The organism is Streptomyces sp. NPDC002868, assembly GCF_055563295.1.
This window is the reverse complement of record NZ_JBVHDR010000001.1, coordinates 910,145-930,541: the sequence shown is the minus strand read 5'-3', so window position 1 is coordinate 930,541 and position 20,397 is coordinate 910,145. Positions and strand designations below refer to the sequence as shown.

Below are 20,397 nucleotides of genomic sequence, written 5' to 3'. Positions count from 1 at the left end.
CCCGCACACACTCAAGGGTTCCCACGTTGTCCGACAACGCTCTTCATGACGCCTTCTTCGCCCTGCACCACGGCCTTCCGCGGCAGGGTCCCGGCTCCGACCGCACCTCCCGCCGGCTGCTCGCCCTCGCCGGGCCGCTGCCGGCGCGTCCCCGCGTGCTCGATCTGGGCTGCGGCCCCGGCCGCAGCGCGCTGCTGCTGGCCGACGAAGCCGGTGCACAGGTGACGGCCGTCGATCTGCACGAGCCGTTCCTGGACGAACTGCGCCACACCGCCGAGGCCCGCGGGCTCGGCAACGCGATCCGCACCGTCAAGGCCGATATGGCCGAACTCCCCTGCCCCGACGGCTCGTTCGACCTCGTCTGTGCGGAGAGCTCCGCGTACAACATCGGCTTCGACACCGCTCTACGGCAGTGGCGGCGGCTGCTCGCCCCAGGCGGCGCGCTCGTCCTGACCGAATGCGAGTGGACGGCCGGGCAACCCTCGGCCGAAGCCCGCGCCTTCTGGGACCAGCACTATGCGCTGCGTACGAGCGCCGAGAACATCTCGGCGGCCGTCGCGGCGGGCTACACCGTCCTCGGGGTGCACCGGCAGCCCGAGAGCGACTGGGAGGAGTACTACGGCCCGCTCGGCGAGCGGGCCGACGCAGCGGACGCATCGGCCCCGGGCATGGCGCAGGCGCTTGCCGCCACCCGGGCGGAGATCGCGATGCGCCGTGACCACGGCACGGAGTACGGCTACACGGGCTATGTCCTGCGGCCGGCCGACCCGCGCTGGCGCACCAGGCCGGAGACGGCGGCCGACATTCCGGCCGTACGCGCCGTCAATGCCGCGGCCTTCCCGACCGCCGAGGAGGCGGGCCTTGTCGACCAGCTGCGCCAGGACGGCGATGCGTGGCTGCCCGGGATGTCGTACGTCGCCGAGGCGGCGGACGGCTCGGTCGCAGCGTACGCACTGCTCACCCGCTGCCATGTCGGGGACGTCCCCGCGGTGGCGCTGGCTCCGGTCGCGGTGGCTCCCGAGCACCAGCGGGGCGGCGCGGGGCAGGCGGTCGTCCGGGCCGTGCTCGATGTGGCGAGAATCCGCCAGGAGCGGCTCGTCCTGGTCCTCGGGCATCCCGGGTACTACCCGAGGTTCGGCTTCGAGCCGGCGTCACGGTACGGAATCAGGCCAGCCTTCCACGTGCCCGACGAGGCCATGCTGGCCCTTGTGCTGGACGGTTCCCTGGGCGTGCCGCGGGGCACGATCCGCTATCCGGTGGCCTTCGGTGTGTGATGAGTTCTGGTGAGTAATGTCGCCCCCGCCGCGAGCCGCCGCGGCGGGGGGACATGCCCAGGCTGCCGAAGTGCGGACAAGCCGCTTTTGTACGGCACACTGGGCAGGCCCCCGATGGGCCGAGGACCGATGCGAAGGATGGTTATGCCGATCTCACCAGCCACCGCGGCGAACAGCTCGTCGAACGGCGCCCCCCAAGCGATCCTGCTCGAGCTGGTCGACGAGCACGGCAATACCATCGGCACCGCGGAGAAGCTCTCCGCCCATCAGGCGCCCGGGCAGCTGCACCGGGCGTTCTCCGTCTTCCTCTTCGACGAGCACGGGCGGCTGCTGCTGCAGCGCCGCGCGCTGGGCAAGTACCACTCCCCCGGCGTCTGGTCGAACACCTGCTGCGGGCATCCGTTCCCGGGTGAGGCCCCCTTCGCGGCGGCCGCCCGGCGTACGCACGAGGAGCTCGGGGTCTCGCCCTCACTGCTCGCCGAGGCGGGCACGGTCCGCTACAACCACCCGGACCCGGACTCGGGGCTGGTGGAGCAGGAGTACAACCACCTCTTCGTGGGTCTGGTGCAGGCTCCACTGCGGCCGGACCCGGACGAGGTCGGTGAGACGGCCTTCGTGACGCCGAAGGAACTGACGGACCGGCATGCCGAGGCGCCGTTCTCGGCGTGGTTCATGACGGTGCTGGACGCGGCCCGTCCGGCGATCAAGGAGCTCACGGGCCCCTCCGGCGGCTGGTGACACGGACCGGCACGGCGCCCAACAGCGGCTGGAGCGGCTAGAGCGGCGTGGTGCCGGCGGTCGGTCTCAGCGGCAGCGCGGCCCAGATGATCTTGCCGCCGCTCGCGGTGTGCTCGACGTCGCAGGATCCGCCGGCTTCCAGGGTGATCTCGCGCACGAGCAGCAGACCACGGCCGCCGGTCTGCCCGTAATCGGTCTCCAGCGCCTTGGGCCGGTAGGGGTGGTTGTCCTCCACGGACACCCGGATCCACTCCGCGCCGATGGCGACCTCGACGGCGATCTCGGGCGAGAGCAGGGCCGCGTGCCGTACGGCATTGGTGACCAGCTCGGAGACGATCAGCAGCAGCCCCTGGACGAGATCGTCCTCGACGGGCACGCCTTGGCGGTTCAGCAGATCCCGTACGGCGTGCCGGGCCTGCGGGACGGACACGTCGAGGGCAGGAGCGGTGAAACGCCAGACGCCCTCGTACGACAGTGGCCGGGCCGGGACGCTCCCGCGGCTCTCCATAGTCCGGCACCCACCCTCGGCTCGACTGCCCTGACCATCGAGTAATAAGTGTTGGGAGTCGGTTGGTCCGGACCGGGCCGCTGAACAGAAGTCAGCACCTATCGACGCTTTCTGACCGTGTGCGTATGACAGCGTCAGTGGTTCGACTGTTCCTGATCTTCTTCTGCCCGGTTCTCCGGCTCTGTGACCATACTGCCGATCCGTCGGCCGCCGATCCGGTGGATAGCATCCGGCGCATGGAACAGAAGGAGCGTTCGCAGCCGCAGTTGACCCACACCGTTGCGGACGGGGTCGCCACCGTCGTCATCAGCAATCCCGCCAAGCGCAATGCCATGACCGCGGGGATGTGGCGGGCGCTTCCCGAGCTGCTCGCGCGGCTGGCGGCGGATACGGCGGTACGCGCGCTGGTGCTGACCGGCGAGGGCGCGACCTTCTGCGCCGGCGCCGACATCTCCTCGCTGCGGGAGCCCGGCGAGACCCCGCAGACCCTTGCCGTACGCGCCGAGGAGGCGCTCGCCGCGTTCCCTAAGCCGACGCTCGCCGCCGTCCGCGGCTACTGCGTGGGCGGCGGCTGCCAGCTCGCCGCGGCCTGCGATCTGCGGTTCGCGGAACAGGACTCGCTGTTCGGGGTGACTCCGGCGAAGCTCGGGATCGTCTATCCGGCCTCGACGACCCGGCGGCTGGTCTCGCTGGTGGGTCCCGCCGCCGCGAAGTATCTGCTCTTCTCGGGCGAGTTGATCGACACGGAACGGGCGCTGCGCACCGGTCTGGTGGACGAGGTGCTGCCGCGGGGCGAACTGGGCAAGCGCACCGCGGAGTTCACCAGGGTCGTCACGTCGCGCTCGCAGCTCACCCAGGCCGCGGCGAAGGAGTTCGCGACGGGCCGTACCGACCGGGACGCCCACTGGGCGGAGCAGGCGCGCGCGAGCGGCGACCCCGCGGAGGGGGTCGCCGCCTTCCTGGAGCGCAGGGCGCCCCGTTTCACCTGGACTGTGTGATCTTCTCCGCCTGGCCGCGCCAGTGCGCGACGATCTCGGCCGGCGCCTTCTCCGGCGAGCCCGCGTCGTACGGCGGCTGCGGGTCGTACTCCGTGAGCAGCTGCACGGTCTGGGCGACTTCGTCGCCCGCGATCCGGCCGAGCAGATGCAGGGCCATGTCGATGCCGGAGGACACACCCGCCGCCGTGACGTACTTACCGTCGAAGACGACCCGTTCGCCGGTGGGCTCGGCGCCGAGGGGCGCCAGATCGTCCAGCGCCAGCCAGTGCGTGGTGGCGCGGCGCCCCCTCAGCAGACCGGCGCCGGCGAGCACCAGCGAGCCGGTGCACACCGAGGTGGTCCAGGTGCTGGTGGCATCCGCCGTACGCAGCCAGTTGAGGATCGTCTCGTCGTGCATGGCCTCGCGGGAGCCGGGGCCGCCGGGCACGAGGACGATGTCGGGGCTCGGCACCTCTGCCAGGGTGCGGTCGGCGACCAGGGCGAGGCTGCCCTGGTCGCCCCGGACCGGACCGGTCTCCTTCGCCACGAACACGGTCTCGGCCCCGGGCAACCGGGCGAGCAGCTCGTAGGGGCCGACGGCGTCGAGCGAGGTGAAACGGTCGTAGAGCAGGACGGCGATCTGCATCGGGTTCCTCTCAGTGGGCGCTCTGTACGGGAGCGTGGGGTACGGGGGCGTGGGATACGGGAGCGTGGAAGCGGCGGCGGTACTCCGCCGGGGCGGTGCCGAGGGTTTTGACGAAGGCGCGGCGCATGGCCTCGGGCGTGCCGTAGCCGGCCGCACGCGAGACCTCCTCGACCCCGTAGGCGGTCTCCTCCAGCAGCCGCCGCGCGTGTTCCAGCCGGACCCGGTCGACGTAGCGGCCCGGTGTCATGCCCGTCTCCTCCCGGAAGGCGCGGGCGAAGTGGCGTGGCGAGAGCCTGGCGCGGGCGGCGAGCGCCTCGATGGAGAGATCCCCTTCCGGGTGCTCGGTGATGTGCTGCTGCACGTCGCGCAGCGGCTCTCGGCGCGCGGTCTGGGCGGCGAGCTGGGCGCTGAACTGCGCCTGGTTTCCCGGGCGTCGGAGGAAGACGACCAGGTGGCGGGCGACGGTCAATGCGATGTCCTGGTCGTGGTCCTCCTCGACCAGTGCGAGGGCGAGGTCGATGCCCGCGGTGACGCCGGCCGATGTGGCCAGCTTTCCGTCGCGTACGTAGATCGGGTCCGGGTCGACGTCGACGGCCGGGTAGTCGCGGGCCAGCCAGTCGCAGACCCCCCAGTGGCTGGTCACCCGGTGGCCGTCGAGCAGACCCGCCGCGGCGAGCAGCAGGGCGCCGCTGCAGATCGAGACCAGGCGCTCGGCGCGCGACGCGTGGGTGCGCAGCCAGTCGGTCAGGCGGGCGTCGGGGGTACGGGTGCCGGGGCCGCCGGGCACGATCAGCGTGTGGGGGACTGCGGCCTCGGCGAGGCTGCTGTCCGGGACGAGGGTGAGGCCGCTGGAGGTGCGGACCGGGGCGCCGTCCAGCGACGCGGTGCGGATCTCGTACGCGCGGCCGGCGGCCCTGTCGGCGCCCGCGAAGACCTCGACCGGGCCGGTCACGTCGAGGCTCTGCAGGTCGTCGAAGAGGACGACGAGTACGGATCGCTGGGTCATGGCTTCCATCCTTGGCGGCGGACGAGATGGCCGCAATGACAAGTAGCCCACCTTTCCTGCCATCCGGGCACCCCCGGTCTTCACTACGTACCGACCAGTCGGTAACGTGCCGGGTATGACCTCTCTGCCTCCGCGCGCGGGACGCCGCTGCCACAACGCCCTCAACCCGCTGCACTCGACGGTCTACTTCTCGCCGGACTTCACCGACGAGCTCGCGCAGCTCGGCATCGAGGACGCGAGGGCCGCCTACTTCGCCGGGCGCGGCGCCGCGATGGGCGCCGTCGGGCCGGGTGCGGTCACCGCGGCCTTCTACAACTTCAACCACGAACTGGTCGCCCGGCATCTGCCCGCCGTGTGGGACATCGCGTCCCCCGAGGCCGTCCTGGAGGCCCGGCTGCGCGCCGCCGACAGCACGCTGCGACGGCTGCTGGGCGACGAGGTCATCGCATCGAAGGAGCTGGCGGAAGCGGCGCGGCTCGCGCTGCGCGCCGCCGAGGCGTGCACGCGGCACGCCCGGCCGCTGTACGCCGCGCATGCCGACCTGCCGGTGCCCGAGGAGCCGCATCTCGCCTACTGGCATGCCGCGACCCTGCTGCGCGAGCACCGCGGCGACGGCCACCTCACGGCGCTGCTCTCCGCAGAGCTCGACCCCATCGAGGCGCTGGTGAGCCACACGGCCACCGGCAAGGGCATGGCGCCGCGCTGGATTCTGGCCACGCGCGGCTGGCGGCGCGCCGACTGGGAGGCCGCCCAGGGGCGGCTGCGGGAGCGTGGAATCCTGGACGCCGAGGGCGAGTTGACCGAGGATGGCGTACGGCTGCGGACGGAGCTGGAGGAGCACACGGACCGCATCGACCTCGCCCCGTACGAGCATCTGGGGGCCGAGGACGTCGAGCGGCTGACCGAGCTGGCGCGCGGCTTCCTGACGACCGCGGTGGCCTCCGGCGCCTTCCCCGCGGACCTCAGCGGCAAGGGCTGACGTTTACCACGGCCCTCCAGGGCAACTCGGGAGACATCAGTCACCGGCCCTGGAGGTGCCCTTGTTCCGCGCAGTCGCAGACGCACTCCGAATGATCGGCTCGGCGATCGCCACCGTGGTGACGCTGCCCTTCCGGATGCTCGCCCGGCTCTTCGGCGGAGCCTCGCGCGGCGGGCGCCGAACTCGCCGCGTCTGAAGCGGCAGGCGACACGGCCCCCGGCCACCCGGCACAATGCACTCTCAAGCACAGCCAGCACAGCCAGCATGAGAAGGCGAGTCGGGGAACCGTGACGACGTCCATCGAAGGCAGGATCGCCGAGGAGCTCGGCGTACGGGAGCGGCAGGTGAAGGCGGCCGTCGAGCTGCTCGACGGCGGGTCGACCGTGCCGTTCATCGCGCGCTACCGCAAAGAAGCGACCGAGATGCTCGACGACGCGCAACTGCGCACGCTCGAGGAGCGGCTGCGTTATCTGCGGGAGCTGGAGGAACGGCGGACCGCGATCCTGGAGTCCGTGCGCGAGCAGGGCAAGCTGGACGAGGCGCTGGAGGCGCAGATCCGGGCCGCCGACACCAAGGCGCGCCTTGAGGACATCTACCTGCCGTTCAAGCCGAAGCGGCGCACCAAGGCGCAGATCGCACGCGAGGCGGGTCTTGAGCCGCTGGCCGACGGGCTGCTCGGCGACCCGTCGGTGGAGCCGCTCGCGGCCGCCGCGGCCTTCGTGGACGAAGCCTTGGGCGTCGCGGACGCCGCCGCGGCGCTGGAGGGCGCGCGGGCGATCTTGACAGAGCGTTTCTCCGAGGATGCCGACCTGATCGGCGAGCTGCGTGAGCGGATGTGGACGCGCGGCCGGCTGGCGGCGAAGGTGCGCGACGGCAAGGAGGAGGCGGGCGCGAAGTTCGCCGACTACTTCGACTTCGCGGAGCCGTTCAAGGAGCTTCCTTCGCACCGGGTACTCGCCATGTTCCGGGGCGAGAAGGAGGACATCCTCGACCTGGTGCTCGAGCCGGAGGAGCCGGGCGAGCAGCCGGGCCCTTCGATGTACGAGGCGATGATCGCCCGGCGCTTCGACGTCGCCGACCGCGGGCGCCTTGGCGACAAGTGGCTCGCGGACACCGTGCGTTGGGCGTGGCGGACGCGGATCCTGGTGCATCTGGGGATCGACCTGCGGCTTCGGCTGCGTACGGCGGCGGAGGACGAGGCGGTCCGGGTCTTCGCGGCGAACCTGCGGGATCTGCTGCTGGCCGCGCCGGCGGGCACGCGGGCGACGCTGGGGCTCGACCCCGGTTTCCGTACGGGCGTGAAGGTCGCCGTCGTCGACTCGACCGGCAAGGTCGTCGCCACGGACGTCATCTACCCGCACGTCCCGGCGAACAAGTGGGACGAGTCGCTGGCGAAACTGGCGCGGCTCGCCAAGGAGCACTCCGTCGATCTGATCGCGATCGGCAACGGCACTGCATCGCGGGAGACCGACAAGCTCGCCGGTGAACTGTGCGCGAAGCACCCGGAGTTGAGCCTCACCAAGGTGATGGTCTCGGAGGCGGGCGCGTCGGTGTACTCCGCGTCCGCGTTCGCCTCGCAGGAGCTGCCCGGCCTCGATGTGTCCCTGCGCGGCGCCGTCTCCATCGCTCGACGCCTCCAGGACCCGCTGGCCGAACTCGTCAAGATCGACCCGAAGTCGATCGGTGTCGGCCAGTACCAGCACGACCTGTCCGAGGTGAAGCTGTCGCGGTCGCTCGACGCGGTCGTGGAGGACTGTGTGAACGGCGTCGGCGTCGACGTCAACACCGCGTCCGCGCCGCTGCTTTCACGGGTGTCGGGCATCGGCACCGGGCTCGCCGAGAACATCGTCGCGCATCGCGACTCGAACGGTCCGTTCCGCTCCCGCAGGGCGCTCAAGGATGTGGCGCGGCTCGGCCCGAAGGCGTACGAGCAGTGCGCGGGCTTCCTGCGGATCCGTGGCGGGGACGACCCGCTGGACGCGTCCAGCGTGCACCCGGAGGCGTATCCGGTGGTGCGGCGCATGGTGAAGACGGCGGGCGAGGCGGTCGCTTCACTGATCGGGAACGCGCCGGTACTGCGGTCGCTGAAGCCGGCGGACTATGTGGACGAGATGTTCGGCCTGCCGACGGTGACGGACATTCTGCGGGAGCTGGAGAAGCCGGGACGGGACCCACGGCCGGCGTTCAAGACGGCCACCTTCAAGGAGGGCGTGGAGAAGATCGGCGACCTGGCGCCGGGGATGGTGCTGGAGGGCGTGGTGACCAATGTCGCGGCGTTCGGGGCTTTCGTGGACGTCGGCGTCCACCAGGACGGTCTGGTCCATGTGTCGGCGATGTCGAAGACCTTCGTCAAGGACCCGCGGGACGTGGTGAAGCCGGGCGACGTGGTGAAGGTGAAGGTTCTCGACGTCGACATTCCGCGCAAGCGGATCTCGCTGACGCTGCGGCTGGAGGACGAGGCCGCGCCCAAGCAGGAGGGCGGCGGCCCGAGGCAGCGGGAGCGGGGTGAGCGCGGCGGCCGTCCGCCGCAGCAGCGCCGTCAGCAGGGCGGGCGCGGGGGCGATCGCGGTGGGGACCGCGGCGGGAGCCGTGGCGGCGACCGCCAGGCTCCGCCGCCGGCGAACAGCGCGATGGCGGACGCGCTGCGGCGGGCCGGTCTCGCGGATCCCGACCGGCGCCGCTGAGGAAGCGCAGATGGGCCCCGTTGCCGGTCGGCGACGGGGCCCCGCGCATGGGTGCGTACGCATGACTGCCTACGCATGCGGCGTGCTCGGCGTCGGACCTCAGGCCTCGGTCACCTTGCCCGCGGACACCTCGATACGGCGCGTGGTGTGGACCGCGTCGAGCATCCGGCGGTCGTGCGTGACCAGCAGCAGCGTGCCGGTGTACGAGTCCAGCGCGGACTCCAGCTGCTCGATCGCCGGCAGGTCGAGGTGGTTCGTCGGTTCGTCGAGTACGAGGAGATTGACGCCACGGCCCTGGAGCAGCGCCAGCGCAGCGCGGGTGCGTTCGCCCGGGGAGAGCGTGGTCGCCGGGCGCAGCACATGGTCCGCCTTGAGGCCGAACTTGGCCAGCAGGGTGCGGACTTCGGCCGGTTCTGTGTCGGGGACGGCCGCGCAGAAGGCGTCGAGCAGTCTCTCGGTGCCGTAGAACAGCCCGCGGGCCTGGTCCACCTCGCCGACCACCACGCCGGAGCCGAGCGTGGCGTGGCCCGCGTCGAGGGGGAGGCGGCCGAGGAGGGCGGCGAGCAGTGTGGACTTGCCCGCACCGTTGGCGCCGGTGATGGCCATCCGGTCGGCCCAGTCGATCTGGAGTGAGGCCGGGCCGAAGGTGAAGTCGCCACGGCGGACCTCTGCGCCGCGGAGGGTCGCGACGACCGAGCCGGAGCGCGGCGCGGACGCGATCTCCATTCGGAGCTCCCACTCCTTGCGGGGCTCCTCCACGGTGTCGAGGCGTTCGATCATGCGCTGCGTCTGGCGGGCCTTCGCGGCCTGCTTTTCGCTCGCTTCGCTGCGGAACTTGCGGCCGAGCTTGTCGCTGTCGGTCGCCTTGCGGCGGGCGTTCTTGACGCCCTTGTCCATCCAGGAGCGCTGCATCTGGGCGCGGCCTTCGAGCGCCGACTTCTTGTCTGCGTACTCCTCGAAGTCCTCACGGGCGTGCCGGCGTGCGGTGTCCCGCTCCTCGAGATACGCGGTGTATCCGCCGCCGAACAGGGTGATCTGCTGCTGCGCGAGATCGAGTTCGAGGACCTTGGTGACCGTGCGGGTCAGGAACTCGCGGTCGTGGCTGACGACGACCGTGCCGGCGCGCAGGCCCTGGACGAAGGTCTCCAGCCGGTCCAGGCCGTCCAGGTCGAGGTCGTTGGTCGGCTCGTCGAGCAGGAAGACGTCGTAGCGCGAAAGGAGCAGCGAGGCGAGGCCGGCGCGGGCGGCCTGGCCGCCGGAGAGCGCGGTCATCGCCAGGTCGAGCCCGATGGTCAGGCCGAGCGAGTCGGCGACCTCGTCGGCCCGCTCGTCGAGGTCCGCGCCGCCGAGGGCGAGCCAGCGCTCCAGGCTGTCGGCGTAGGCGTCGTCGGCGCCGGGCGCGCCGTCGACGAGCGCCTGGGTCGCCTCGTCCATGGCGCGCTGGGCAGCGGCGACGCCGGTCCGGCGGGCGAGGAAGTCCCGTACGGTCTCGCCCGCCCGGCGCTCGGGCTCCTGCGGGAGATGGCCGACGGTGGCGGCGGGCGGCGAGAGCTTGAGCTCGCCCTGCTCGGGCCGGTCGAGTCCGGCGAGGAGGCGCAGCAGGGTCGACTTGCCGGCGCCGTTGACACCGACGAGGCCGATCACATCGCCGGGGGCGACGACGAGGTCGAGCCCGGAGAAGAGCGGGCGGTCGCCGTGCCCGGCGGCGAGATCTTTGGCGACGAGGGTTGCAGTCATGAGGGGGCTGATCCTAATCGCGGGTGGGGTGGGGGGTGTTTCGGGGGACGATGTGCGGGGCGGGGCTGGGGGGACGGTGCGGCGGGGTGGGCCGCTGCGCGGGTCTTTTCCCCACCCCGCCCCTTCCCGAACTGGGGGCAAGCCCCCAGACCCCCGGGGGCCGCCGGCTTCGCGGCGCGTAGGGCTGCACCCCGGTACGGAACAGCAGGCGTGGGCCGAGCCCGCGGACCCCGGGGCGCCGGCTTCGCGGCGAGGGGGGCGTCGGGATGATTCCGCTCCCGAACCAGGGCACCCCCGGGGGCGCCCGCATCGCGCCGCAGAGGGGCCACACCCCCGTGCGGGAACAGCGGGCGGGGCAAGCCCCAGACCCCGGGCCGCCGGCTTCGCGGCGCAGAGGGCCGCACCCCGGTGCAGGGACGGAGCGCGGGAATCCCCCTCCCGACCCCGGTGCGCCGGCTTCGCGCCGCAGAGGGTCGTACCCCGGCGGGAACGCGAAGGCCGTGCGCTCGCCGCGGCACAGCGGGCGCGGGCCGCGCCCCCCGACGCGGGGCGCGTCAGTGGGGCACCTGTGTCACCAGCACCGTCCCCGTCGTCCGCGCCACCAGAAACGCCTCGCCCTTCACTGCCCGCCCGTCCACCGCGATTCGGTGTTCGCCCGGCTCCAGCGTCCCGTCGAACACCTCCCGCGTATGCGTCCGGTGCAGCCGGTCCAGGCGGTACGCCACCAGTCGCAGTCGGCACGTCGAGGTCACCTCCACGTCCGCCGTGCCGGCCGTCGATGTCAGTCGGGTCAGCCTGCGGCACTCCAACGGGGCGCGGTCCAGGGCGTGTTCGATCTGGGCGACCAGCACTGGGATTATCGGGGCGAGACCGTCCACGTACGCCACCTCCACGCCCGCCGTCTCGAACGCCGCGCGCACACCCGCGCGCTCCTGCGCGGTGACCGCGCGGCCGAAGGCGACCGCGCCATAGGTGCGCAGTTCCTCCGCCGGAACCCCCGTGGCGCCGTCGGTGATGTCCGCGCCGATGCCGATGGCCCGCAGGGCCGCGGCCAGCCTGGCCAGTACAGCGACCCGCGCGCCGATCAGCAGGACCCGGCGGCGGACGGGCACCGCGTCGTCGTGGCCGTCGCCGTCGCCGTCCGGCAGCAGGCGTTCCAGCTCGGCGCGGTAGGCGTCGCCGCGGAAGCGGAACGGCCCTATCCCGTGGTAGCCGTTGAGTTCCAGGTCCGCCGTCTCGGACGTCTGCCAGGCGAAGTCCCGCCACACGAAGTCGTCCTCGTCGCGCTCGATGACGGCCGTCACCGCTCCGCACTGGATGTCCTCGCACTCGGGGCAGCCGTAGATCACACAGCGGCCGCCCTCCAGCGGTGCCGCCGCGTCCAGCAGCAGCGTGCGCACCTGCGCGGTGAAGATCGCCGGGGGCACGTCGGATGCCAGCGGCGAGACGGCGTCGAGGTCGGAGAGCTGGAACAGCAGCGGCCGCCCGTCGACGATGAAGTCCATGAAGTCCCGGTGCACTTGGTAGCCACCATCCGCGAGGACTCCCCCGGCGCGCATCGCCGGCGCCAGCCCGAAGGTCGCGTACACGGCAGACATATCCTGAGTATCCCCACCTGTGCCGTGTTCTGAGCACGGCTGAGCGCGGCAACGGCCATTCCGCTACCGTCCCGGCATGAGCGGCGATGTGTTGGTGGTGGGCGGCGGGGTCATCGGGCTGACGACCGCGATCGTGCTTGCGGAGAGTGGCCTTCGCGTACGCGTGTGGACGCGGGAGCCGGCGGAGGAGACGACGTCGGCGGTGGCGGGTGCGCTGTGGTGGCCGTATCGCATCGAGCCGCAGGAGCTGGTCGGCGACTGGTCGCTCGCTTCGCTGCGGGTGTACGAGAAGCTCGCCGCCCGCCCCGAGCAGACCGGTGTCCGGCTGGCCGCGGGCATACACGCCGATGTACGCCTGTCGGATCTCGGGCCGTGGGCCGCGCAGGTCGAGGGGTTGCGCGAGGCGGAGGCCGACGAACTGCCCGATGGGTACGCCCACGGGCTGTGGGCCAGGATCCCGCTGATCGACATGCCCGTTCATCTGGGCTGGCTGCGGCGGCGGTTCGAAGCCGCGGGCGGCACGGTGGAGCTGCGTACGGTCAGCTCCTTCGCCCAGGCGGCGGACCGGGCGCGGGTCGTGGTCAACTGCACCGGGCTCGGCGCGCGCGAGCTCACTTCGGACGATCAACTGCGGCCGGTGCGCGGGCAGTTGGTACTGGTGGAGAACCCCGGGATCGAGGAGTGGTTCACCGCGGCCGACCATGCGTCGGCCACAACGACATACTTCTTTCCGCAGCCAGGGCGGCTGATTCTGGGCGGCACCGCGGAGGACGACGACTGGCGCCTCGCGCCCGATCCGGCGACGGCCGAGGAGATCGTGGCGCGCTGTGCGCGGATCCGTCCGGAGATCGCCGGGGCACGGATCCTCGGGCACCGGGCGGCGCTGCGCCCGGCGAGGCCCCAGGGAGTACGCATCGAGGCCGAGCCGCTGCCGGACGGCGGTCTGCTGGTCCACAACTACGGCCATGGCGGCGCCGGGGTGACGGTCGCCTGGGGCTGCGCGGAGGCTGCGGCGGCCCTTGCCTCGTAGCTCGGGGGCGCCGTCACGAACCTGACGAGCTCCGCCCCGGCCCCCGAGGAGGCGGGGGCCGGGGCGGAGACCGGGTCAGGCGTTGTTCTCGGCGTCCTGGCAGTTCTTGATCTTGCGCTGGATCGCGGCGGCCTGCGCACGCGCCTTCTTGGCCTCGTCGTGCGCGCCGAGGCGGTCAAGCTTCGCCGCCTTCGACTTGAGCTCATCGACCTGGTGGCGCATCTTGTTGATCTCACAGATCACGATGCCGCCGGCGCGGACATCCGCCGTGGCGGCGGCCTGCGCGGGGGCGGCGGTGAACAGCAGACCGCCGGCCAGGGCGGCGGTGATGGCGAGTGTGGTCGTACGGCGCATGGTTCCTCTTCCTTCCCGTTCCTTCCCGTGCACCACGTTCCAAGTGCACGGCTGTGCAGCCTCGTTGAGGGGCTTGATCAATACCAGTCGGTAACCTTAGTCGACGTGATCACGGGGTCTCGACCGGGTTGCGCTGGTCGTCGGGGCCCGCCCCCCGCGGCCCGATCCGGATCTCGAAGTCGCCGTCGTACTTCTTGTGGCCCGCGATCACCGCCGACTCCACGGCCTCGGCCCCGATCTCGCCGCGCACGATCAGCGGGTCGTGACGCAGATCGCGCATCAGCGCCACGCACATGCCCACCATGACGATCACGAACGGTGCGGCCACCAGGATCGTCAGATTCTGCAGTCCCGCCAGTGCGTCGCCCTTTCCGTTCCCGATGAGCAGCATGATCGCCGCGACGGCACCTGTCACCACGCCCCAGAAGACGACCACCAGCCTGGACGGTTCGAACGAGCCCTTCTGCGACAGCGTCCCCATCACGATGGACGCGGCGTCCGCGCCCGACACGAAGAAGATGCCGACCAGGATCATCACCAGCAGGCTCATCGCCGTGGGGATCGGATACTGCTGCAGCACCGCGAAGAGCTGGCCCTCCGGCGTCGTCTCGTCGCCGAGCTGCTTGCGCTCCTGCAGCTTCATCGCCGTACCGCCGAAGACCGCGAACCACACCAGGCTGACGGTGCTCGGCACCAGGATGACCCCGCCGACGAACTGACGGATCGTGCGCCCCCGGCTGATCCTGGCAATGAACATCCCGACGAACGGCGTCCAGGAGATCCACCAGGCCCAGTAGAAGACCGTCCAGCTGCCCAGCCAGTCGGCGACGCCCTCGCCGCCGGTGGCCTCGGTGCGGCCGGCGAGCTGTGGCAGATCGCCCATGTAGGAGAAGATCGACGTCGGCAGCAGATCGAGGACGATGATCGTCGGCCCCGCGACGAAGACGAAGACGACGAGCAGCAGCGCCAGCACCATATTGGTGTTGGACAGCCACTGGATGCCCTTCTCGACGCCGGAGACCGCGGACGCGACGAAGGCAACGGTCAGCACCGCGATGATGCCGACGAGCAGACCGGTGCTGACCTTCTCCATCCAGCCCAGCTCCTGGACGCCGCTGCCGATCTGCAGCGTGCCGAGGCCGAGCGAGGCCGCGGAGCCGAAGAGCGTCGCGAAGATCGCGAGGATGTCGATGACCCGGCCGGGTGCGCCGAGGGCATTCTTCTCACCGATGAGCGGCACGAAGACCGCGCTGATGGTCTGTCGCCTGCGGCGGCGGAAGGTGCTGTAGGCGATGGCGAGTCCGACGACGGCGTAGATCGCCCAGGGATGCAGGGTCCAGTGGAAGAGCGTGGTGGCCATGGCCGTCTGCATGGCGTCCGCCGAGTCGGCGGGGTCGGTGCCGGGCGGCGGCGTGATGTAGTGGGCGAGCGGCTCGGCCACTCCGTAGAACATCAGGCCGATGCCCATGCCCGCGCTGAACATCATGGCGACCCAGGACACCGTCCGGAACTCCGGGCCCTCGCTCTCCTGCCCGAGCGGGATCTTGCCGTAGCGGCTGATGGCGAGCCAGAGAGCGAAGACCACAAAGCCGGAGGCGGCCAGCACGAACGCCCAACCGCCGTTGTGGATCAGCCCGCTCAGCATCTTGCTGGAGACGCTCTCGAGGGAGTCGGTGGCGACGGCGCCCCACACCACGAAGGCGAGGGTGAGGACGGCAGTGACGCCGAAGACCACCCGGTCCGTCCTGGCGCGCTCGGTCTCCTGAGGATGGCCGGGGAGATCCGCCGTCACCGGCCGCTCTCCCCGGCTTCCCGGTTGCTGTTCGTCGTGCGACACGAGTGGCACCTTTCAAGGTTTGGCGGAACCTGCCTTCGCTCCTCCGCTACCCCCTACCACAAGTGATGCACGCCACCCTCCTCAACAGGCGGCGACCGGTTGTCCCGCTGTGAGGTGGTATGCGGCACGGGAATCGAGAAGCAGCGGGATCAGTTCGCGCTGGGACTGGCGCAGCGGTACGAACGCCCCGTCCCCCTCCGGCCTCGACGCGACACCGTGCAGCGCCAGTTCGTCCCGCACGTCCGCGTACTGCGCCGCGTCGAGGCGGTAGCCGCAGGGCGGATCCTCCAGGGTCTCCTCCGCCGTCGCCGGGTCATTGTCGGCGCCGCCCAGATAGACCGGGCCGCGGTCCCTGAAACCGGCCAGTCTCGCGGCTCCGGTCGCCGCCTCGATCCGGCCGCGCCGTTCGTCGACGAAGGCCAACAGACCGTCCAGGGCGGTCAGTTGACTGTCGACCCGGCGACGGTTGTTCAGCGCTGGGTCGGCCTTCTCCTCCTCGGTGAGGGGGTCGACGCGGCTCTCGATCAGCAGGCCCAGGGCGTTCTTGACGCCCGAGGCATTGCGCAGGATGCGCTCCTGGCCGTCGCCCGCCACCTGCTTGATGGGGTCGCCGGTGACCGGGTCGGTCCATATGCCGTAGGTGCCGGTGCTGAAGCCGCTGTCGTGTGCGGCCGGGCGGACGTAGTGCTCGGAGAGGGTCTGCGACTCCTGGTGAACCTTGGCGTCGGTGTTGAGGTTGCGCGGCCAGAGGTCGAAGAGGTCCTTGTCGTAGTACGGCGGGGTGGCGCCGTACTCGTGCAAGTCGTAGACGATGTCCGGGCGCTGGTCCCGGATGACGGCGGCCAGCGCCCGCGCCTCGGCGGTCTTCAGGGCGATGTGGTCGCGGTTGATGTCGACCCCGTCGGAGTTGCCGCGGGTGTCCGCGGCCCGTCCGTCCGGGTTGGCGGTGGGGACGACGAGGATTCTCGTACGGGACAGCAGCCGGCGGGTTTCGCCGTCCCTGGCGTACGCGAGATCGCGGATCGTGGTGAGACAGGCGTCGCGGCCCGAGGGCTCGTCGCCGTGCTGAGTACAGATCAGCAGGACGGTGTTCGCGGCGTGCTGAGCGCCGATGTGTACGAGCTGAAGCGGCCGGCCCTGCTTCGTGGTGCCGATCCGGCCGACCGAGACCCGGTCGCTGCCGCGGTCGACGGCGGCGAGGAACATCTGCTCCTCGGGCTGGCTGGTCCAGCGCGCGCCTTGGCTGGTCTCGAAGCCGGTGCGGGGCAGGCTGTGCGCCGCCTCGGCCGGCGCCGTGGCCAGCGGCACGGCAAGCGCTGCCGCTGTGACCGTCAGGGCGAGGGTGCGGATACGGGACGTCATCGGCTGTCGCCTCCCGGGATCGGGCGGATGGGCCGCGGCTCGGCCACACCGCTGAGCCGGGCTTCGCGCGGGGTGAGGGACGCGGTGGACCCCGCGGTGGCGCGTACGAAGGCGGCGGCGCCACCGACGATCGGCAGCTTCGCCGATGTACGGGCCAGATCGAGGGTGAGCGCCGGAGTGCTCGCGGGCGGGTCGATGAGGTCCCTGTCCGTGCCGCCGACTATCAGGGCGAGCCGGTGCCCGGCCGGGACGACATGGTCACTTGCGTGCAGATCGAGGGTGATGGTGTATGCCGTGCCGGGCGTCAGCGGGCGGCCCTTTGCGTCGGAGGCAAAGTTGCCGAGGTCCGCCCACCCGCGGCTGAAGACGGTGTAGTCGACGGCTGCCGTGCGGGCCTTGGTCGTCTTGAAGCAGGGGCTGTCGCCCGGGGTGCTCGCGCCCCAGCAGCTGCGTTCGGCAAGGGTGGTGATGCCTTCGCCGGCTGCCGCGTAGTCGCGGATCGTGTCGGGGCCGAGGTCGACGAGGACCGCGGAGAGATGGGCGCTGGTGGTGGACGGCGTGGCGGTGATCGTCACCCTGGAGGAGCCGGACAGCCGAAGGTCACGGCCGAGGGGCTTGGTGATGAACCCGGCCTTGGAGGAGGTCGACCGGTCGATCTGGGCGGCCCAGTCGGTCTCGTCGAGCGTCGGGTCGTCGGTGAAGGTCTCGGAAGCGCCGGGGCGTGCGGGCCGCAGACTCAGTGTGCCGACGCCCGCCGCCGCACCCTTGTCCGGACGGAGGCTGGTGGTGTCGGTGGACCGGGGCGGCCAGACGCGGTCGGTGGACCACTGGTCGGGGGCGCGCTCGATGTCGGCCATCGGCTCGCGGTCGATGCCGTTGTCGTAGCCGAGGAGGTAATGGTCGAACCAGCGGTGCAGGGTGCTGACCCACTCGGCGCGGCGGAAGTCGAACGGGTCGACGTGCCCGGTCTGCGAGAGCCAGACCTTGCGCTCCACGCCCTCGTCGGCGAGGGCGTCCCACCACTGGCCGAAGTGCTTGGAGCGGACGTTGAGGTCCTGCATGCCGTGCACGGCGAAGACGCTGGCCTCGACGTTGTCCGCGTCGGGAACGTAGTCACGCTCGCTCCACAGCCGGGTCAGATCACCGTTGCGGGGCGCCTCGTCGACCAGCCGCTGCTGGACGGCCTGGCAGCGGGCGCGGGCGTCGGGGCTCTCGACATAGTTGGAGAGCCAGTCGGGGCCCGAGTTGTAGAGCGGGGCGCCCTTGGCGAAGTAGTAGTCGTACCAGGAGGAGATGGCGCCGATCGGGACGATCGTCTTGAGCCCCTCGACTCCGGTGGCGGCGACGCCGTTGGCGATGGTGCCGTCGTAACTCTTGCCGATCATGCCGGTGCTGCCGGTGCTCCACCCGGCCCGGGCGCGCTCGCCGCCGGTGCGGGTGGTGTAGCCGCGGCCGCGGCCGTTCAGCCAGTCGACGACGGCCTTGGCGGACTGGATGTCCGAGCGGCCGCCGACGTCGACACAGCCGTCGGAGCGGTTGGTGCCCGCCAGGTCGACCGCGACGAAGGCGTACCCGCGCGGGACGAAGAAGTTGTCGTAGTAGAGCGGGAACTGGACGGGGTTGCCATGCGCGTCGTATGTCTTCTTCTGGCCCTCGTTGCCGCGTCCGCAACAAGAGTAGTACGGACTGGCGTCCATGATCACGGGGATCTTCCGGCCCTGCTGCACGGGCTCACGCGGCCGGACGATGTCGACGGCGACGCGATCGGTCCGCCCGTCTCCGTCGCCGTCGAACCGGGTGTCCACCCATACGGACTCACGGATGGCGTTCTCGTACGAGTAGACGGGTCTGCTCTCCCGTACGGGCGCGCTGTGTGCGCCTGTCGGGGCCAGGGTCATGGCCATCAGGGCGGCCGAGGCCGCCGCCACCAGCGATCTGCACGTCAAGCGGGCGCCCCGCGCGTGTGTCGGCATGGGCGGAAGGTACTCCGGTCAACTCCTGTGCAACAGAGGGCATTCGGCTGCCTAGTCGATCTCGGCAGGTACGACTCGACCGCCACTCTCGTCAGCGCAGCGCCTGCATGACGCGGCTGCGCAAGATCTCGTCCGCGATAGTGTCGGCGTATCGCCAGGCCGCGGCGGTGACTTCTTCAGTTTGCAGCTCGACGATCTCGGCCGAGGTGCGGAGGAGGAACCGGAAGTCGAAATGCCGGTGGTCGGGTTCGCCCCTGGTTGGGCTGGCCGGTATGTGGTGGGCGTCGATGTGTACGGGCCGGCCGGGATAACGACCGCGGCCGTGATGCCGGTCTCCTCAGTCAGGGAATTCGCGCTAGAAGCGAAGCGACGGCAGGAGGAGGATATATAGGTTCGCTACTTTCATCACAAAGTCGGGAATCTGCTGCGGGGTAGTTGCGCCTCATTCTGTTAGGCGACGACGCCGAGTTCGGCGCGGGTGCGGTGGATGAACTCGCGGACGGCCGGCTCGCGCCGCCAGGGAGCCAGGGCCGCGTTGAACTCGCGGACGTAGTCCTTGGCGCGGGTGGACTGGACGCGGGCGAGGATGTCGACGCTGCGATTGCCGAGTTCGAGGCCGTGGTCGAGGTCGCGGGCCTGTAGATGGGCGGTCCCCACGATCGCGAGCCGCATCCCGACGGAGCGGGTGAACACCCCGGTCGGCATGGCGGCAGCCTGCTTGTTCCAGGCGAGGGCGGCCTTGGGGTTCTTCAGGTCGCGGAAGACCTCGGCGGCGTCCGCCGAGAGGCGGGCGTGGTGATAGAAGTCGATCCATCCGGGCTCGTCGCCGTTGTCAGCCTTGGACTGGCCCAGCAGATCCTCGGAGGCCGCGAGGGCCCGTGAGGCGGACCTGGGGTCGTTCTCTCGGGCGTGAGCGCGGGCCTCGATCAGCTTGGTGAACGCCAGCACCCTGGGTGCCGCCTGGCCCTTGGCCCGTTCGAAGGCGCCCTGGGCCATGTCCACGGCCTGGGACGCGAAGCCCCGCATCAGGGACTGCATGGCCATCGTGGTCAGGACATAGCAGCCCAACGGCACATCTCCGCCCGCGCGGGCCAGGCGGAGAGCCTGGATGAAGTGCCGCTGGGCGGCGTTGTGCTGCCCGACGTCGAACGCCGTCCACCCCGCCAGCCGCGACAACTCGGCCGTCACGCTGAAGAGTTCACTGCCGACATCGTCGGAGAAGGCGCCCTGCAGGAGCGGGGCCGCCCGGTGCTCAAGACAGTCGGTGACGGAACTGGACTTCCAGTTCCCGCCGCCATACTTCGAGTCCCAGTGACGGGCGTGGTCGGCTGCCTCGCGCAGTTCGTCCAGGTCCGAGCGGCCGACTTGCTGGCCGCCCTGGTGGTTGGCGGTCTCATCGGCGGGACTGACGAGCCAGCGGGTGACGGGGACGGTGAACGCGGAGACGGCGAAGCCGGACCCGGTGTCCTTGAGGAAGTCGCGGCGGTTCACGGAGCTCCAGAACGAAGTGGCGACGCGGACGGCGTCGGCGGGATCTCGCGAGAAATCCAACCCCACCGAAGCATCGATTGTCTCCGCCTCGCCCATACCGATTTCCGCGAGATTGACTGGCCGCCCCAGCCGTTCCCCCAGAGCTTGGGCCAGCAGCCGGGGCACCGGGGGCTTCGGGGTCATCCCGCGCCGACACCAGTTCG

18 protein-coding genes are annotated in these 20,397 nt (G+C 71.1%); 8 read left to right on the top strand and 10 right to left on the bottom strand.

From position 1 onward, the window contains the following. Window positions 1–26 precede the first annotated feature (26 nt). Together ACZ3H8_RS04310 and idi are read left to right on the top strand one after the other, a co-directional pair. Window positions 27–1,274, top strand: a complete 1,248-nt coding sequence (locus ACZ3H8_RS04310; protein ID WP_467397170.1) for a GNAT family N-acetyltransferase — start codon at window positions 27–29, stop codon at window positions 1,272–1,274. A gap of 144 nt (window positions 1,275–1,418) precedes the next feature. After that, on the top strand, window positions 1,419–2,012 hold the full coding sequence (gene idi / locus ACZ3H8_RS04305) for an isopentenyl-diphosphate Delta-isomerase (RefSeq protein ID WP_307659961.1): 594 nt from the start codon (window positions 1,419–1,421) through the stop codon (window positions 2,010–2,012). A 37-nt stretch (window positions 2,013–2,049) separates the two neighbouring features. On the opposite strand, the gene ACZ3H8_RS04300 is transcribed toward idi, so the two are convergent. Next, on the bottom strand, window positions 2,050–2,520 hold the full coding sequence (locus ACZ3H8_RS04300; protein WP_467397166.1) for an ATP-binding protein: 471 nt from the start codon (window positions 2,518–2,520) through the stop codon (window positions 2,050–2,052). Window positions 2,521–2,756: 236 nt separating this feature from the next. Between ACZ3H8_RS04300 and ACZ3H8_RS04295 the strand changes: the two genes are divergently transcribed. Further along, a complete protein-coding gene (locus tag ACZ3H8_RS04295; protein WP_467397164.1) occupies window positions 2,757–3,518 on the top strand; it encodes an enoyl-CoA hydratase/isomerase family protein in 762 nt (253 codons plus the stop codon). Here the strand turns inward: ACZ3H8_RS04295 and ACZ3H8_RS04290 are convergent. Together ACZ3H8_RS04290 and ACZ3H8_RS04285 are read right to left on the bottom strand one after the other, a co-directional pair. Then, window positions 3,502–4,143, bottom strand: a complete 642-nt coding sequence (locus tag ACZ3H8_RS04290; RefSeq protein WP_467397161.1) for a DJ-1/PfpI family protein — start codon at window positions 4,141–4,143, stop codon at window positions 3,502–3,504. The genes ACZ3H8_RS04295 and ACZ3H8_RS04290 overlap by 17 nt on opposite strands. Before the next feature lie 10 nt (window positions 4,144–4,153). Continuing rightward, window positions 4,154–5,149 carry a GlxA family transcriptional regulator gene (locus ACZ3H8_RS04285; protein ID WP_467397159.1) on the bottom strand — a complete coding sequence of 332 codons (996 nt, stop codon included), beginning with the start codon at window positions 5,147–5,149 and terminating at the stop codon, window positions 4,154–4,156. 115 nt (window positions 5,150–5,264) lie between these two features. On the opposite strand from ACZ3H8_RS04285, the gene ACZ3H8_RS04280 reads away from it, so the two are divergent. From ACZ3H8_RS04280 to ACZ3H8_RS04270, 3 genes are all read left to right on the top strand, one after another. Further along, complete coding sequence (locus tag ACZ3H8_RS04280) at window positions 5,265–6,128, top strand: SCO6745 family protein (RefSeq protein ID WP_467397157.1); 864 nt, start codon at window positions 5,265–5,267, stop codon at window positions 6,126–6,128. A gap of 61 nt (window positions 6,129–6,189) precedes the next feature. After that, the gene (locus ACZ3H8_RS04275) at window positions 6,190–6,324 is read left to right on the top strand and encodes an LPFR motif small protein (protein WP_398982433.1); all 135 of its coding nucleotides are present in this window, start codon (window positions 6,190–6,192) and stop codon (window positions 6,322–6,324) included. Window positions 6,325–6,415: 91 nt separating this feature from the next. Further along, complete coding sequence (locus tag ACZ3H8_RS04270) at window positions 6,416–8,812, top strand: Tex family protein (protein ID WP_467397153.1); 2,397 nt, start codon at window positions 6,416–6,418, stop codon at window positions 8,810–8,812. Window positions 8,813–8,911: 99 nt separating this feature from the next. On the opposite strand, the gene ACZ3H8_RS04265 is transcribed toward ACZ3H8_RS04270, so the two are convergent. Both ACZ3H8_RS04265 and ACZ3H8_RS04260 read right to left on the bottom strand, forming a co-directional pair. Further along, entirely contained in the window at window positions 8,912–10,549 is a 1,638-nt protein-coding gene (locus tag ACZ3H8_RS04265) for an ABC-F family ATP-binding cassette domain-containing protein (RefSeq protein ID WP_467397150.1), read from the bottom strand. Between the two features lie 554 nt (window positions 10,550–11,103). After that, window positions 11,104–12,147, bottom strand: coding sequence for an oxidoreductase (locus ACZ3H8_RS04260; RefSeq protein ID WP_467397148.1), 1,044 nt, complete (start codon window positions 12,145–12,147; stop codon window positions 11,104–11,106). 76 nt (window positions 12,148–12,223) lie between these two features. On the opposite strand from ACZ3H8_RS04260, the gene ACZ3H8_RS04255 reads away from it, so the two are divergent. Then, window positions 12,224–13,177, top strand: a complete 954-nt coding sequence (locus tag ACZ3H8_RS04255; protein ID WP_467397145.1) for an FAD-dependent oxidoreductase — start codon at window positions 12,224–12,226, stop codon at window positions 13,175–13,177. 75 nt (window positions 13,178–13,252) lie between these two features. Here ACZ3H8_RS04255 and ACZ3H8_RS04250 read toward each other — a convergent pair whose 3' ends face one another. From ACZ3H8_RS04250 to ACZ3H8_RS04235, 4 genes are all read right to left on the bottom strand, one after another. Further along, window positions 13,253–13,531 carry a hypothetical protein gene (locus tag ACZ3H8_RS04250; protein WP_467397143.1) on the bottom strand — a complete coding sequence of 93 codons (279 nt, stop codon included), beginning with the start codon at window positions 13,529–13,531 and terminating at the stop codon, window positions 13,253–13,255. A 109-nt stretch (window positions 13,532–13,640) separates the two neighbouring features. Continuing rightward, the gene (locus ACZ3H8_RS04245) at window positions 13,641–15,368 is read right to left on the bottom strand and encodes a BCCT family transporter (RefSeq protein WP_467397140.1); all 1,728 of its coding nucleotides are present in this window, start codon (window positions 15,366–15,368) and stop codon (window positions 13,641–13,643) included. A gap of 81 nt (window positions 15,369–15,449) precedes the next feature. Continuing rightward, window positions 15,450–16,730: a M14 family metallopeptidase gene (locus ACZ3H8_RS04240; protein ID WP_467397139.1), complete on the bottom strand. Its 1,281-nt coding sequence runs from the start codon at window positions 16,728–16,730 to the stop codon at window positions 15,450–15,452. Beyond that, a complete protein-coding gene (locus ACZ3H8_RS04235) occupies window positions 16,727–18,703 on the bottom strand; it encodes a Xaa-Pro dipeptidyl-peptidase (RefSeq protein WP_467397136.1) in 1,977 nt (658 codons plus the stop codon). The genes ACZ3H8_RS04240 and ACZ3H8_RS04235 overlap by 4 nt, the downstream gene beginning before the upstream one ends. Before the next feature lie 181 nt (window positions 18,704–18,884). Here ACZ3H8_RS04235 and ACZ3H8_RS04230 point away from each other — a divergent pair, with 181 nt between their 5' ends. Then, window positions 18,885–19,094: a hypothetical protein gene (locus ACZ3H8_RS04230; protein WP_467397134.1), complete on the top strand. Its 210-nt coding sequence runs from the start codon at window positions 18,885–18,887 to the stop codon at window positions 19,092–19,094. 59 nt (window positions 19,095–19,153) lie between these two features. On the opposite strand, the gene ACZ3H8_RS04225 is transcribed toward ACZ3H8_RS04230, so the two are convergent. Continuing rightward, a complete protein-coding gene (locus ACZ3H8_RS04225; protein ID WP_467397132.1) occupies window positions 19,154–20,377 on the bottom strand; it encodes a sporulation protein in 1,224 nt (407 codons plus the stop codon). Window positions 20,378–20,397: the final 20 nt, after the last annotated feature.

Bases quoted from the DNA above. Each gene is read 5' to 3' on its own strand.
- ACZ3H8_RS04285 (WP_467397159.1), bottom strand. From the start codon at position 5,149: ATGACCCAGCGATCCGTACTCGTCGTCCTCTTCGACGACCTGCAGAGC.
- ACZ3H8_RS04225 (WP_467397132.1), bottom strand. From the start codon at position 20,377: ATGACCCCGAAGCCCCCGGTGCCCCGGCTGCTGGCCCAAGCTCTGGGG.
- ACZ3H8_RS04265 (WP_467397150.1), bottom strand. From the start codon at position 10,549: ATGACTGCAACCCTCGTCGCCAAAGATCTCGCCGCCGGGCACGGCGAC.
- ACZ3H8_RS04300 (WP_467397166.1), bottom strand. From the start codon at position 2,520: ATGGAGAGCCGCGGGAGCGTCCCGGCCCGGCCACTGTCGTACGAGGGC.
- ACZ3H8_RS04255 (WP_467397145.1), top strand. From the start codon at position 12,224: ATGAGCGGCGATGTGTTGGTGGTGGGCGGCGGGGTCATCGGGCTGACG.
- ACZ3H8_RS04280 (WP_467397157.1), top strand. From the start codon at position 5,265: ATGACCTCTCTGCCTCCGCGCGCGGGACGCCGCTGCCACAACGCCCTC.
- ACZ3H8_RS04235 (WP_467397136.1), bottom strand. From the start codon at position 18,703: ATGCCGACACACGCGCGGGGCGCCCGCTTGACGTGCAGATCGCTGGTG.
- ACZ3H8_RS04290 (WP_467397161.1), bottom strand. From the start codon at position 4,143: ATGCAGATCGCCGTCCTGCTCTACGACCGTTTCACCTCGCTCGACGCC.
- ACZ3H8_RS04240 (WP_467397139.1), bottom strand. From the start codon at position 16,730: ATGACGTCCCGTATCCGCACCCTCGCCCTGACGGTCACAGCGGCAGCG.
- ACZ3H8_RS04295 (WP_467397164.1), top strand. From the start codon at position 2,757: ATGGAACAGAAGGAGCGTTCGCAGCCGCAGTTGACCCACACCGTTGCG.
- ACZ3H8_RS04260 (WP_467397148.1), bottom strand. From the start codon at position 12,147: ATGTCTGCCGTGTACGCGACCTTCGGGCTGGCGCCGGCGATGCGCGCC.
- idi (WP_307659961.1), top strand. From the start codon at position 1,419: ATGCCGATCTCACCAGCCACCGCGGCGAACAGCTCGTCGAACGGCGCC.
- ACZ3H8_RS04250 (WP_467397143.1), bottom strand. From the start codon at position 13,531: ATGCGCCGTACGACCACACTCGCCATCACCGCCGCCCTGGCCGGCGGT.